At 66.7% G+C, this 14,120-nt stretch carries 10 protein-coding genes; 4 read left to right on the top strand and 6 right to left on the bottom strand.

Annotated elements, in window-relative coordinates:
* The gene (locus tag QF032_RS04495; protein WP_307054993.1) at positions 1–1,557 is read right to left on the bottom strand and encodes an ABC transporter substrate-binding protein; all 1,557 of its coding nucleotides are present in this window, start codon (positions 1,555–1,557) and stop codon (positions 1–3) included.
* Between the two features lie 271 nt (positions 1,558–1,828).
* Between QF032_RS04495 and QF032_RS04490 the strand changes: the two genes are divergently transcribed.
* From QF032_RS04490 to QF032_RS04480, 3 genes are all read left to right on the top strand, one after another.
* Positions 1,829–2,431 (top strand): TetR/AcrR family transcriptional regulator, encoded by a 603-nt coding sequence (locus QF032_RS04490; RefSeq protein WP_307054991.1) that lies wholly within the window; start codon positions 1,829–1,831, stop codon positions 2,429–2,431.
* A gap of 797 nt (positions 2,432–3,228) precedes the next feature.
* Complete coding sequence (locus QF032_RS04485; protein WP_307040197.1) at positions 3,229–4,314, top strand: LuxR C-terminal-related transcriptional regulator; 1,086 nt, start codon at positions 3,229–3,231, stop codon at positions 4,312–4,314.
* A 40-nt stretch (positions 4,315–4,354) separates the two neighbouring features.
* Entirely contained in the window at positions 4,355–4,954 is a 600-nt protein-coding gene (locus QF032_RS04480) for a response regulator transcription factor (protein ID WP_307054989.1), read from the top strand.
* 203 nt (positions 4,955–5,157) lie between these two features.
* On the opposite strand, the gene QF032_RS04475 is transcribed toward QF032_RS04480, so the two are convergent.
* From QF032_RS04475 to QF032_RS04465, 3 genes are all read right to left on the bottom strand, one after another.
* Positions 5,158–5,421: a PAS domain S-box protein gene (locus tag QF032_RS04475; protein WP_307049913.1), complete on the bottom strand. Its 264-nt coding sequence runs from the start codon at positions 5,419–5,421 to the stop codon at positions 5,158–5,160.
* A gap of 98 nt (positions 5,422–5,519) precedes the next feature.
* Positions 5,520–6,356: an alpha/beta hydrolase gene (locus QF032_RS04470; protein ID WP_307054987.1), complete on the bottom strand. Its 837-nt coding sequence runs from the start codon at positions 6,354–6,356 to the stop codon at positions 5,520–5,522.
* 34 nt (positions 6,357–6,390) lie between these two features.
* On the bottom strand, positions 6,391–7,419 hold the full coding sequence (locus QF032_RS04465) for a phenylacetaldoxime dehydratase family protein (RefSeq protein WP_307054986.1): 1,029 nt from the start codon (positions 7,417–7,419) through the stop codon (positions 6,391–6,393).
* Between the two features lie 412 nt (positions 7,420–7,831).
* On the opposite strand from QF032_RS04465, the gene QF032_RS04460 reads away from it, so the two are divergent.
* A complete protein-coding gene (locus QF032_RS04460; RefSeq protein WP_307054984.1) occupies positions 7,832–8,857 on the top strand; it encodes a response regulator transcription factor in 1,026 nt (341 codons plus the stop codon).
* 182 nt (positions 8,858–9,039) lie between these two features.
* On the opposite strand, the gene QF032_RS04455 is transcribed toward QF032_RS04460, so the two are convergent.
* Together QF032_RS04455 and QF032_RS04450 are read right to left on the bottom strand one after the other, a co-directional pair.
* Entirely contained in the window at positions 9,040–12,177 is a 3,138-nt protein-coding gene (locus QF032_RS04455; RefSeq protein ID WP_307054982.1) for a BTAD domain-containing putative transcriptional regulator, read from the bottom strand.
* Between the two features lie 200 nt (positions 12,178–12,377).
* Positions 12,378–12,662, bottom strand: a complete 285-nt coding sequence (locus QF032_RS04450; protein ID WP_307040186.1) for a hypothetical protein — start codon at positions 12,660–12,662, stop codon at positions 12,378–12,380.
* Between the last annotated feature and the right edge of the window lie 1,458 nt (positions 12,663–14,120).

Here is a 14,120-nt window from a genome sequence, read left to right as displayed (position 1 = left end):
TCACCCACCGGCCTGGCCGGCGAGACCGAACTGCCGCAGACTGTTCTGCGTCGAGGAGCCGTCCCCGCGGAAGACGATGCCCTTCTTGGTCACCCAGTGGACGCCGATGTAGAAGACGGGCGCCGTCCAGGCGTTGTTCACCGTGAACGCGTCGATCTGCTTGTACACCTCTGCCGCCTTCGAGGCATCGGTTTCGCCGTTCGCCTTCAGCAGCAGCCGGGTCAGCCGGGGATCGGAGGAGGCGAACACGTTGCGGTACCCGTTCGGGGAGAAGTAGTCGCGGGTCTGCACCGGGACGGGGTCCAAACCGTCGATGACCAGGGCCATGGGGTATTTCCTGGTGGCCAGGGCCGAGATTGTCTGCTGGGCGGGTGCGGGGTCCCAGGTGACCTTGATGCCGATGTCCGCGAGCGACTGCGAGATGGTGGGCTCGAAGGGCTTGGTGAAGTACAGGCTCGGCATGTGCACCGAGAATCCGTCCGGGTATCCGGCCTCGGCCAGCAGCTTCTTCGCGCCGGCCGGGTCGTGGGGGTAGGTGTGGTCGAGCGCGGGGTCGTAGCCCTCGTCCAGGGGGTGGTAAAGCTGTTCCGTCGCCCTGCCGGAGCCCTTGAGGAAGAGCCGGACCATCTTCTCCCGGTCGAAGGCCATGTTGATGGCCTTGCGCACCCGTACGTCTCCGAGCGGCTTGAGCACTTCACCTTTGCGGTCGAACAGCAGGAGCGTGGCCACCGAGGTCGCCTCGATGAGCTTGGTGGTGAAGCCGGCTGCCTTCAGCGAGCTCAGTTGCTGCGCCTCCACGGAGCCGGCGTTGATCTCACCGGCCTTCAAGGCGTTGACCGAGGCAGCACGGTCGGAGATCACCTTGATCTTGACGGTGGGAAACGGATAGGCCTGCTTGTTCCAGTAGTCGTCGCGCCGCTTGAGCACGTAGACCGACCCGTTGACCGTCGCGCCCTTGTCCAGGGTGTAGGGCCCCGAGGAGACCGGATTCAGCGCGGAACCGCTGGTCCTCATGGTTTGGGGATCGGCGATCACCCCGCCGGCCCCGGCCAGGGCGTGCAGGAGCGACGCGTCCGGGTTGCGGAGCTTCAGCACCACTGTCCGGTCGTCGGGAGCATCGATGGAATCCACGGCGGCGAGTTGTGTCTGGTTCTGGCCGGACGTCCTGATCAGGTTCAGGGTCGCCTTTACAGCGGCCGCCGTCACCGGGGAACCCGAGCTGAACTTCATGCCCGTGCGCAGTGTCAGGGTCAGGGTCCGGCCACTGTCGGAGTATGTCCAGCGCTGCGCCGCGCCCGGCCGGAGGTCGCCGTCGTCGTTGACGAGGAGCAGTGTGTCGTAGAGGGAGCTCCAGACGTAGGCCTGCTGCCCCTCGGTGAGCTGGGCGGGAGCGAACGAGTTCGGGGTGCCCATGATGGCCAGGGAGAGCGTCGAGGTCGTGGACGACGAGGATGCCGCCTGGCCGTCGCACGCCGTTGTCGTGAGCAGCACGGCCGTGGTGGTCAGGGCGACCAGAGCGAGAGACCGGGGTGAGGTGTGCGGGGGTCGAATACGCATGGTGGCTTCTTTCGTCCGCCGACCGGAGGTGCTGGGGCCATCGCCGTCGCCCTCAGCGGGGTGGAGCGCGCAGCGGTGATCCCGAGGGGGAGCAAATTCCTAACACCCGTTTGGCTTTCGATCGGACGCTAGGGTCACAAAGCAAGGACGAGAAGACTGTGGACGCCGTTCGTTATCGGAATGTTATATTGCGGGCTTGGCTCGATGCGTAAGGTGAGGCGAAGTCCGCCGGACTGCTGTCGGACAGTTCGCGATAAGGGGTGACCACACCGTGAGTGAGGCGAAGGCACGCGGGCCGTACGCCAAGTCGGCGGCCCGGCGGGAGGAGATCCTGCGCGCGGCACGCGAGAGCTTCGCCGAGCACGGGTACGCCGCTGCTTCCCTGCGTGACATCGCCGAACGCGCCGGCATAACGGCCGCCGGGCTTCTCCACCACTTCCGCGGCAAGGAGGAACTCCTCGGCGCGGTCCTCGCGCAGCGCGACTCCGAGGAGTGGGCGGAGGGTACGGCTCGGGTCGCAAGCCTGGAGGATCTCGCCCCCTACTTCAGCGCCCGGCTCCGCAAGCACCAGGAACACCCCGAGCTGATGTGCCTGTGGATCGAGCTCGCCGCCGCCGCCTCACGCCCGGACCACCTCGCGCACTCCTACTTCGTCGATCGTCAGGCCCACGGGCTCGCGCACCTGACGGAGGGGCTGCGGGAGTACGCGGAGCGCGGCAGGCTGCGCAAGGGCATCAGCCCCGGAAGTGCGGCCCTGATGATCGAGGCGATGCTGAGCGGCCTCCAGGGGAAATGGCTGCTGAATCAGGACTTGGACATCATCGAGCCCCTCAACGACCTGCTCCGTCTGCTCATCGAGGCGGATGACGCGTAGGCGTTCTGGGCCTCGGTGAAGTTCTCGATGAGCCCCGGCGTGCCTCTCAGGCTCCGTACGCCACCATGGCGGCCTCGTGGCGTCGGCGACGTGACGGCGTACGACGGTTTTCGGGCCGACGGGAAGTCGAAGACCTCGACGAGGCCGAACACCGCCGGATCGCCGAGTGAACGGCTCGCGCTGTCGGCTGAGCCTCGGCGGGCGTTTTCTCGGTGTCGGATGTATCGAAGCGGCGTACACGCGCCATGCGCCCCACAACGTCTGGTCGGCTCTTACCTAGTTCGCCCAGGACGCATGCCACGGCCTCTTCGACGTCCCGCAGCGCCGACGTGTCTTCGTGCCTCCGAAACCGCGCCTCTCGAACATGTTGCGCACAGCATCCTCGATCCCGGCCTCTGCGGAAAGCCGCAGGCGCCCTCGGGAGTCGTGGCTTGTCAGTGAGCGTTTTCAGCTCGGCCACCGATCGGGTGACGCCGACAGGGTGCGCAACGCACGAGGCTCCCGTGCCGATGGGGGAGGTGTTCGAATTCTCAACCCGCAGGCACAGGAGCCGCGTTGGTTCCGTCAATCGCAGCCGCCATCCTCACCCTGGAGCGGCACCGCTGCAAGGCTCCCTTAAAAGTCATGTCGCGCCCAAGCATGGACCGCTGGTGAGTAAAATCCCACTGACGTGCCCCTGACGTCTCTCCGTGAGGCGCACTCATTCTGTTGACACCCTGGCCGGGCGGGGAAAGAATAGGCCATTCTCTCGGGCTAGCTGACGCGGTCTCCAACGCGAACTCAGCACACAGTAAAAGGTGATCGAGAAAATGCAGTCACAGACATCCGCGACCATCGATACCCGTCAGCAGTATGTCCGTGCCCTGCAGTCGGCCCTTAGTGTGGACGAGGTCACCGACGCGTTCATGCGTGCCGGAGCACCCATGATCCCTTCAGATGCCCACGCGGCGTACCGGCTCCACGCAGATGCCGACCGGGTCGGCATCATGGGAGTTTCGGCACAACAACGCTTTCTTGACGATTACGAGGACTACGGCAGACGAGATGACCCGGTCCTCGAATTCGCGCTACGCGAACTAAGAGCCATCGATTCGTCTCGTGTCCCCGTTCCCGAGGTATGGGAGTCGAGCGGCGCGCACGCGGCGCTGGGCGTGGCTGGTTTCGTCCACTCGCTGGAGGCGCCGGTGATAGTGGGCGGGGCTGTCTTCGGCACTCTGAACTTCGCGCGGGCGCAGAGCCGTCCCAGGTTCAGCCGGAGGGACCTTGTGGCAGCCGGGTTCATGGGTGAGCAGCTTGGCCTGGCCATGGAACGGGCTTTGCGCTTCGAGGTCACCGGCCGCCGTGTCGGCTTCCTCGAGCAGGCGCTGGACTCGCTTGCGCAGCCTGTCGTCGTCACCGACCTGGACTGTCGGACGTTGTTCCGGAACCGGGCCGCACGCAAACTGGAGGCGGGCGGTGCCGACGGGTTGGGCGGTCCCCTCGACGTGCCCATCGCCGAGGCGATGGAAGAATTCCGCACGAACGGCCGGCGCGTTTACACCGGGAGTGTCCACGACCCCGGATCCGGCGAGCATCTGATCACGAGATCCCTTAACGTGTCGCAGACGCAGGACGTCGCGGTCACCTTGGTGTTCAAGGCCGATAGTGAAAGGACGCGAACCCTGCCGGCCTGGAACGTGCTGTCCCGGCGAGAGCAGGAGATCGCCGAATTGGTCGCTCAGGGTCTCAGCACCAGACAGATCGCGGAACAGGCCTTCATCACCGAGAACACGGTGAAGCAGCATCTCAAGCGCATGTTCGCCAAAGTGGACGCGCGCAATAGGGCGGAACTCATCCAGCGCGTTTGGGCGCATGGCGGTAACGCGGTCAAGCCTTTGCCGTGATCCACAGTGCCACTCCCCACGGAGCGTCGGGACCACGCCCGTGGTCCACATCGTCGACGAAGATGAGGACCTGCGCCAGTCGTTGGTGTTCCTCTTCGAGAGCGTCGGCATCCAGACCCTCACCTATCCCGACGCGGCGTCCTTCCTCTCCGAGTTCGATCCGGCGGAGCCCGCCGTACTGATCGTCGACGTGCGCATGCCCGGGCTGAGTGGGTTCCCACCGCAGGAGCAGCTCCTCGCCCGGGACTTCCCGGCACCGGTGATCTTCTGCTCGGCTCACAGCGACATCCCGATGTCTGTGCTGGCCCTGCGCCAGGGAGCCGTTGACTTCCTTGAGAAACCCTACGAGCCGCGGAAGATGCTGGAAGTCGTTCAGGAGCAACTTCTCGAAGCAACGCGGCTCTTTGCCCGGCACCGTCGTCGTCTGGAGATCCGTTCCCGGCTGGAGACCCTGACGCCCCGCGAGCGAGAGGTGCTACGACTGGTGATCAGCGGACTTTCGAGCCAGGTCATCGCCCGGCGGCCGGGCACCAGCGTCAAGACGGTCGATGTCCACCGGGCTCGGATCAAGGTCAAGACTGAGTCGGAAAGCCTGGCCACTCTGGTCCGGGATGTGCTCCAGAACCAGATCACCGTCTGAGCGTCGGCTGCCCCGGGTGCGTAGCCGGGGTTCCTGCACTGACCAGCGCAGCGAAGCCGAGCGGGGTGCGCATGGGCGCCCGGCCCGGTCGATCACGGTCGAGATCAGCCGCGAGGTGGCCGCCTCCTCCACGGCGGCGGTCACCCTCACTTCCCTCTTCGGAGCGGTCATCGTGACCCGATGATCTGGCCCATCCCCCCCGGTCAACGCGAAGGACGAGACGGTCCAGACATGCTCCCTTTCCGGGTCAGGTCCGGAGGCGTTCCGGGCCACAGCACAGCCGCCGGCCGTCCCACGACCTCGGTCGTCCTGTATCCGAGGAGCTCCTCCGCCGCGGGGCTCCACGCGGTCACGATGCCCTCGTCATCCAGAACGAAAGTGGCCACAGGTCCGACGGCATGAGAGACCGCGATGCGGCCGGTTGAGGACGCGCTCACCGGAGTATCCGTCCGTCCGACCCTGGCCATGGATGCTTGAGGTCTGGCCGTAGGCATTTCATCCCGTTTTCCACTGTACTGGACATCCGGGAGCCCGACGGGGCGGGAACCGTGGCTGTCCCAGTCGATCATTGGATCAGCGCCTCCCTTTGTGGCTCGCCCTCGCCCTCACCAGCGATGTTGCAGAGCCATCGGTGCGTCATCTCCGCGATGTCCGCCCACTTCCGGTCGAGGGTGACGCCATGACCGAAGCCAGCCGCGTAGCGGTAGTCCGCGCCCAGCAACCGGGCCAGCCGGTGCACGGCGGCCGGATCGGACAAGGCGTCGTGCTCAGCCGCGAGGACGAGGAGCGGCCCCGAGATCCTCACCGGATCGACAGTGACGCTCCACTCCGTGGTGACTTGGGCCACCGCCCGTGGGGACTCCGGGATGAGGAGCTCGTAGTACCGCCGGGCAAGCTCCTCGTCGGCTCCGGAGAAGAACAGTTGTTTCGTCAGCTCGAACGGCGGCGGACCCCACATCTGAGTGGGATCGGTCGGTACCTCGAGATTGTCGGGGGTCACCTCCCTTGGGAGACCGGGTGTCAGGAGCACCATGCCCGCGTGCCGATTGCGTTCGGCGTACTTCAGGCTCGCGAGTGCACCCATGCTGTGAGCGATGATGATCGGTGGCTCCTGGAGCCCGGAGGCCACTGCTTCGATATCGGGGGCCACGTCTTCGATGGAACGCCGGAGAGCCTCTTCCGGCGGCAACGGCTGTGACTTTCCGTGACCTCTCCAGCTCAGAGCGTGGCAGTCCCAGCCTCTGGCTGACAGGTACTCGGTGAAATCGTCCCAGCACCACGCCCCGTGGAGTCCGCCGTGTACCAACAGCACGGGGTTCGGCCTGGCGGTCGAAGCGGGGTCAGGTCTCCGCCTGGCAACGTGCAGGCCGGCGACTTCGTAGTCGACGATGTGGTTCGGCATCGCGCTCTCCTTCGCCCCGGGCGATCCGGGACGCTCAGTGGTCGGAAACGAGATCGGAAACAGCGCCGCTCAGGTGTCCCAAGAACGGCAGGAGACCCGTGCGGTCGTGACAGTTGAGGTATTCCGCCCGGGCACCGCCCGCCGGCACGACGTAGACCTCGTGACCGAGAACCACGGTGACGTCGGGCGCGAAGTGCCGGGCCAACCCGCCGAAGCTCTGCAAGATGGCGAGATGGGTGGGATGCTCGTGCGCCCAGGCCTCGAGGTGCGCGAGCGACTGCCACCAGGCCAGCGTGGCAGTCTGGACCTGCGCATCAGCAGGGTGGTGGACGTCGATCTTGCGGATGCTGAGACACCCGGTGTCGAGGGGGTTTTCCGACAAGTAGTCGACCCCCGCCTGATACACCGGAAGCATCTTCTCCTCGAACCAGTCGCGCTCCGCATCGGGGCAGTGCCGCCACCCTTGAGGTGACCGGATGAAGCACATGTTCTCCGGTACCTCGAACGAGACGAGACGGCTGCCGGACATCACGGCGCCCGGTGACACATCCGTTACTGTTCCGGGCAGCCCACCGTCCTCTGCGTCGTGGATGCGGTCGCGCATCGACCCGAAGTAGGAGTGGTACGGGTTGAGCTCCTTCGACCGGTTCTTCGCCATGCCCCACCGGGCATCCTGCGTGGAATACGACGTCTCCAATCGGCGGGCCGGTACCTGCAGCGACTCGACCCAGAGCCCGACGCTTCGTTCGCCCGGTTCCGGCACCCAGGATTCCAGCGGGTGCTCGGCATGCCATCGGCGGTAGTCGTCCCCCGAGACCCAGTACGCCAGGAACACGTCGTTGACCTGGCCGGCCGCGTCCAGGTGTCGTCCGGCCTCGATCTGATACACGGAGGCGTCTGCTTCCAGGGCGTGCAGTACCTGGTCGCGCATGTCCTGGACGTCGGTTCCTGGGTCGTACTGGATGCCGATCTGCGCCATGACGGCGGCGGCGTCCAGTGACGAGAACTCCGAACTGTATGCCGAGTAGGGGTTCTGGAATTCACTGGCTCGGATCTTCGTCACCGCTGGTTCCTCTCGTGGTTCCTCTGGTGCTCATGAGTCAGCGTGGCTGCCCCCCACCGGATGGGGCAGACCTCAAGCGAGTACCGTTGCCGGGGTGGGTACTCGTCGGGGTCCACCGAGCCTGGTGCGCCCTGCCGCGTCCGCGCCCGAGTGTCACCCGAATGGGTAATCTTCCGGACACGGCGGTCCCCCGTGGCTGCTACGGGGTCAGCACACTTGACCGCTCTCCGGCATTGGGTTGATCCTCGGATCAAGCGTGAGCGGTGAGACCGTCACGTGCCGGCCTTCCGGGGGACCGACTGGACACGAGGTTCTCGGGACACAGGCGAATGACGACGGAGCACCGAAACGAGCACTTGATGGTGGCCAGCCAGGCGAGCATCGGTCGTTTTACCAGCGAAGGGCTTCAGACGTGAACTCTTCGGTGAGCAGCAGGCTGCTTCGATTCACTGCCGAGGCGGGGGCCTGCGCGGAGCAGGACCTCCAGGCGAAGGTCCTTGATGAGCTCGGCCGCGTCGTTCCCGGAAAGGCCGCAGGGGCGTACCTCTTGCGCAGCGTGGGGAACGCGGCATCGAGCGTCCAGGCCTATGGAGTGGGCGACTATTTCCTGGCCAAGTATGAACATCAGGGTCGTGACTCGGACCTGGTGCTGGAGGCGGTGCTGACCAGTCGTTCAGCGGTGACGGAAGCTGAGATCTACGAGCCGGCCGAGTGGATGCTTCTCCCTCTGTACCGGCAGGTTCTCGCCTTGCACAGCATCGCTCATACGTTGCAGGCGCCCCTGATCGTGGCGGGGGAGGTACGGGGCACCTTGAACGTAGCTCGTACGTCGGACCAGGGCGCTTTCGCCGTGGGAGAGCTGGCCGTCGTCGAGGCACTTGGCCGTCTCTCCGGCCTGGCGATGGAAAGTGCCAGGATTGCCGAAGAGATCGGCAGGCGACTCGCTCGCGCCTCCGCGGCTCTCGACCTGATCGACGAGCCGGTGGTGGTGACCGACATCCGCACCGCCGAACGCACCGCGAACGCTGCGGCGCAGCGCATCATCGGCGGTTTCTCCGACGGCCGGACGTTCGACGACCTCCTGGCCCGGTCACGCGACGGAGCGGCAAAGGCACCCGAGGGGACGATGCGTCCCTGCGAAGATCCAGAGACCGGTCTGAAGCTACGGTCGACGCAGTTGCCTGACGACATCCTCATCACCATCATGCACACCCCGGCTGAGGCACCTACCCATGCACGGGCTTTGATTCAGGAGGCCCTGAGCCCGAGGGAGTACGAGATCGCGGACCTCGTGGCCTCGGGCTTGAGAGACGGGCAGATCGCCGAGCAGCTCTTCCTCAGTCCCCACACAGTCAAGAAGTACTTGAAGAGCACCTACCGCAAGCTGTCACTGCGGTCACGTGTGGAGCTCACTCGTGCCATGCACGGCGGCGACTGAACCGTCAGTCGGCAATACGTCCGGCGGCGTCGGGCAGCGACAGCAGGCCCAAGGCCGACCGCAGCAACGATGCTCCGAAACACGGCCGTCATCCCAAGCCGCTTTATGACCCGTGCGAACGGGGCAGCGAGGTTGCTCGCCCGGCGGCCCGGGCTCTGGATCGCACAGATCCGACCTCTCGATCAGCCTGCCGCTGGGCCGCCGCGTCGCAGCAGGGCGGGCAGGCCAAGGCCGTTCTGGGTGAACAGTCCCTCCGCTGCGGCGAGTTCATCGGCCGCAGCCGAGTCCGATCCCGCTCGCAGGCCTCGCATGTACCGCACGATGGCCAACACGCGCGGGCTCTCGCTCCTTGTCGCCACCTGCTCCGCGGCCCCCAGGGCGGCGGCGAACTGGGGGCTGTCCTGCTCGGCGAGGAGCACGACCCGCGCCCATGATTCCACGGCCTCGGCATACAGGCCCACATCTGCCAGGCCGACTCCGGCGTCCAGGTGGCGGCGGATCGCTTCGGCCGATCTGCCGTCCGCATCGGCGAGGATGGCCTTGCACTGGGCGAGCTGTGCGGCCGGGACGTCCAGCGACAGCACGGTAGTCGACCGGGTCAACTCATGGACCATGTGTCGGCCGGCGTCGATGTGCCCGGCCAGCAGCGTCACCCGTGCCAATGCAACCTTCGCCGGTACGGCGACCTCCGGCAGAACGAGTTCCTCGACGAGTTGAACCGCTTCGGCGAGCAGCACGGCGGCGCCGCGGAGATCGCCCCGGGCCTCGCAGGTCATTGCCCGTCGCAACAGCGCTCGCTGTTGGGCCCAGTTGTCGGCGCACCGACTGTACTGTTCGGCAGCAGTCATGAAGGCCGTTTCGGCAGCGGTAATCCGTCCGCGCGCCAGCAAACCCAGGCCACGCACCATCGAGGGTGCGGCCATGGTCCACGGGTCGCCTGACGACAGGGCCAGACGCCGCGCCTCCTCCAGGACCGCGTCCCCTTGCTCCCAGCGGCCGAGTCGGTGCAGCGCGTGCGCCTTGCCCACGTATGCGAGGGCCAGGTCCGCGATCCGGATGCTTTCATGCCCCCGGGCCGCCTCTGCAGCCTGTACCCCGAACTGCACGGCCTCCCGAAGGTGACCGAAAACAGAGCCTATGTTCGCCGCCCATGCCAAGGCCCGCACTCGGATCTCCGCGTCCTGTGCGGGCAGGGAAAGCGATCTGGTGATCAGCTCCCAGTCCGCTGTGCGGCCGCCACGCATCCAGGTCGTGTATCCGAGCGCACCGACGAGCTGGTGGGCGCGGTCACCAAGGCCGCGGTCCAGCGCACGCTGGAAGGCCGCACGGATGTTGCCCTCTTCCAGCATGAGCGTGCGCACGGCCTGCGCCTGACCGGTTCCCACAAGCCAACGACTGCAAGAGGTCGCCAGAGAAACATAGACGTCCACCTGGGCATGTACGACGCGTTCGGTCCCACCTGTGGCCTCCAGCTTCCGGCCGGCGTAGAGACGGACGGTCTCCAGGAGCCTGAACCTCTCCGGAAAGCCCTCCGCCGCCTCGGCCTGCACCAGCGACCTTGCCGCCAGCCGTCCGAGCAGGGCCCGGACGTCGGTGTCGTCCTGGCCCAGATGAGTCCACAGTCCCCGCACCTGCTGGGGCAGAAACGGTCCACGGAACACCGATAGGCGGTCCAGAGCCTGCTGCTCCCGGCGGTCGAGCAGCTGGTAGCTCCAGCCGACCACCGACTCCAGAGTGCGGTGCCGGTCCGGGCCCCTTCCCGGGCCCCGGTCCAACTGCCGGAACCGATCGTCCAGCAGACGCTCCACGCCGGCCAGACCCAACGCACCGGCACGTACCGCCGCCAGTTCTATCGCCAAGGGGATGCCGTCGAGTTGATGACAAACACGGCTGATGGTCCGTACGCCGGCGGCGTCAACGGTCAGACCCGGCCGTACGGCCTGCGCACGGTCGAGGAAGAGCCGGACGGCAGGCAGTATGGCCAGAGCCACGACGTCGTCGAGGTCCGAGGGCACGGCCAGCGGCGCGACCGGATGAACGGCCTCACCGGGAATACCAAGCGGCTGCCTGCTGGTGGCCAGGATCGTGGTCCCCTCTGTGCCCGCGTTCAGCGCGGCAGAGAGTGCGGCAGCCTCGTCCGCGACGTGTTCACAGTTGTCCAGGACCACCAACACCCGACGACCCTTGAGCGCGTCGCACAGCATCTGAACGGGGTTGCGCCCTCGGCCGGATGTCCCGCCCGGCAGCGTCGCGGCACACAGCGAGTCGAGAACGGCCGTGGCCAGATCATCGCCAGGCGCGTACGGCACAAGATCGACCACAATCGCGTCCTGAGCCACCGCCGGTGCCCGGCGGTCGACCAGCGCCCGCGACACCTCCAGCGCGAGCCTTGTCTTGCCTACGCCACCCGGGCCGGTCAACGTGAGGATCCTGGTACGACCGAGAATATTCAGCGTCGCATCGACTTCCCCCTCGCGGCCGAGGAAGGACGTGGCGGGCAGGCCTACGCTCGTCGGCCCGGCCGGCTTCGCTCCAGAGACAGTTGCTCCCGTACCCCGCAGGATGAGTCGCTCCATCTCCTGCAAGCGAGCCCCAGGTACGAGCCCGTATCGGTCGTCCAGCACGCGCCGAGCCTCCTGGTAGACGGCCAGGGCATCGGCCTGCCGCTCCAGCCGGGACAGAGTCAGCATCCGCAGCGCCCAGAACTCCTCGACCTGCGGATGCTGCCTCGTCAGCGTCAACAGCTCTACAGCAGCAATGTCGTACGCCCCCTCGTCCACCTCTGCGGCCAGACACTCCTTGAGTGCCTGCAATCGCAGCTCAGCGAGGCGGTCGCTTTCCTCCCCGAGCGCAGGGACGTGCCGTACATCGGTGTAGGCGGACTCGGACCGCCACTGCGCCAGCGCACACCGATACGCCTCGGCCACGCCATCCACCCCGCTCCGCCGGCGCAGTCCCCTGGCCTCGGACAATGCGGTCTCGAACCGCGCCGAGTCCACGGCCTGGCCTGGAAGGTCGAGGAGGTAGCCGCCAGGCACGGCACACAACACGCTCGGGTCGAGCACGCGCCTCAACGACGACACCCGGGCCTGTACGGCGTTACGGACCCCTGGCTTGTGCGCCTCCTTTTCCGCCAGCCCCCATACCTGTCGCACGATCTCCGTGGTTGCCACAGGCCGCCCCACGGATCGGGCAAGCAGCCCGACGAGACCTCGTGCCCGCCCTCCCGCGATCTCCAGCCGCCGGTCGCCCGCGTAGAGCTCCAGTGTTCCGAGGACACGCACGTCGAGGGCGTCACTGTGAGGTTCACCTGTCTTCACGGCATCCTCCTGGTTCTGACGTCCCACAGGGAGCCGGAGCGCCCCGCGTCGCCACCCTTAGGACGTTGGAGAGGTCGCCCATCGCCGCATCATGTACCTCCTGTCACGGCTCCGCTGAAACCGGTGGCGTTCACCCCACAGCTTTCCGATGCGCCGCCGCTACGGGGAGGCTCGGTCGCCTCAAAGTGTGTGAAGCCGCCTCACTGGTCGGCTCTCTCGGCCTCGGCCTCGGTCTCGGCCGCGGCGGAGACCTTGCGTTGATGTGCGCGGAGTCCGAGGAAACCGGCAGCGAATCCACTGATGAGGCCGCTCAGAGCATGATTCAAAGCATTGGCCGTGGCGCTACTCGGCACACCGATCAGCGCATAGTTGATGAGGGCGCTCACTACGGCCCCCATCAGTCCGCCGGTGAGACCGGAGATCAACGACGCGCGCATTGCGGACGGCCCGTTGGTGGCCGGCAACGGTGTACTTGGCGTGGTCATTGTCGACTGCTCCTCTTGGTGGGAATCACATCTACTGGGCTGACTCAGTGGTCACTGATGCATTGATCAGGCGCCTCGGGTCAGCGCCTGTGGCGGACGGCTTTTGCTGGCCGTGCCGTCGGGCGAAGCACCTCAGACCTCGATCCTTGGTGATCGGTCCAGCCGGTCGTGGTTTGTCCAGAAGGGCCGGGGGCGAGGATCGGGGTTGCCGACGGCCCGCCAAGGCCAGTCCTTGGACGGCCTGGCAGCCGAGCAGGAGCGCGGGTACGTGGGCCGGGCATGCGCTGGTAGGGGAGGCTCATGCCGGTGACGTGGTGGGCTACTACGTCACAGTGGGCGGCCCTTCGGCTGCTCGCGTCTCATGGCCGGGTTGACGACGATTGTCAGGGGTCCACACCGCCGGCAGTGTCACCCGGACGGGGACAATCGGTTCTTCTCAGCCTGAGCTCCTGCGACCTCCAGCATCAAAAACCTTGCGCCCGAGGTAGGCAGTTCCAATACACCTGAAGGGGGACAGCGCGACGGCGTCGCTGTTCCCACGGTCCGTCGCCACGCTGTCGGCGGGCGGAGCTGCGTTGGAGTAGAGCAAGCGCCTTGAGTCGCCGGTTGTCCCTTGGCCCTTCGCCCAGACAGGAGGAGACCAGTCCCGCCGACGCCGAGCGCTGCCCGTACAGCGTCGGCGGGACGTCGCACTGAGTGCCGACCCGAAGTGGGCACAGGGGGAGTCGTCGCGGCATCACCGGAACGGTGCTCGCCCTCGGCGGTGCGGTTGCGACCGGCAGCGCATCCTTGGCGAAGAACCGCCGGACCGCGACCCAACGCAACCCGGTCGTCCCGGCGTTCGCCGCTTGCCATGCGGTTACTTCGTGGCGGCGTTGCTCGGTCTCATCGGCATGTGGCGGTGTCCGAGCCTCGCGTTCCGCCCCCTGTCCGGACCTCCGGCGGGAGCGACGACGCACCGGCAGCCCCCTCCATGCGGTAAACGCCCTCCGCGCTGAAGGTGATCTTCAGCAGGCCGGCTCTGCCCATCGGACCACGCCGCCGGCGTCGTCGTACCCGCCGTGATCACGAGCCAGAGAGCACACGATGGCGGAAGCTCGGCCATTGGTGACCAACTCGGGGACGACCAGGACGGCCGCGTCCACGGTGCCGACTGGGCTGTCCCACCCTACCCGCGGGGCCTGGACCCGGCGCGGTGTTAGGCCCACACCCGCCGGCGTGGGACCGGGCAGTCGTGCACGAGTGCCCGGGCTCCGCGACGTCAGCGCGCGGTGAAGACAAGCTCCGCGGCTTGACCAGACAGATGGTGGCAGACCGACGGCACATCGAAGCTCCGTTGGGCGCAGGCGACTTGGCGAGGTCACCTCCACAACGGAGCTTCGTTGCGTCCGGTCGCGCGCCCTCCCTGCCTCGTCACCCCGCTGTGACCTGCACACTCACGAGGTCACCGCAACTTTG

It is taken from the genome of Streptomyces achromogenes (assembly GCF_030816715.1).
In the GTDB taxonomy this organism is placed as follows: domain Bacteria; phylum Actinomycetota; class Actinomycetes; order Streptomycetales; family Streptomycetaceae; genus Streptomyces; species Streptomyces achromogenes_A.
The sequence above is the reverse complement of the archived record's forward strand: the minus strand, read 5'-3'. Positions and strand labels throughout refer to the sequence as shown.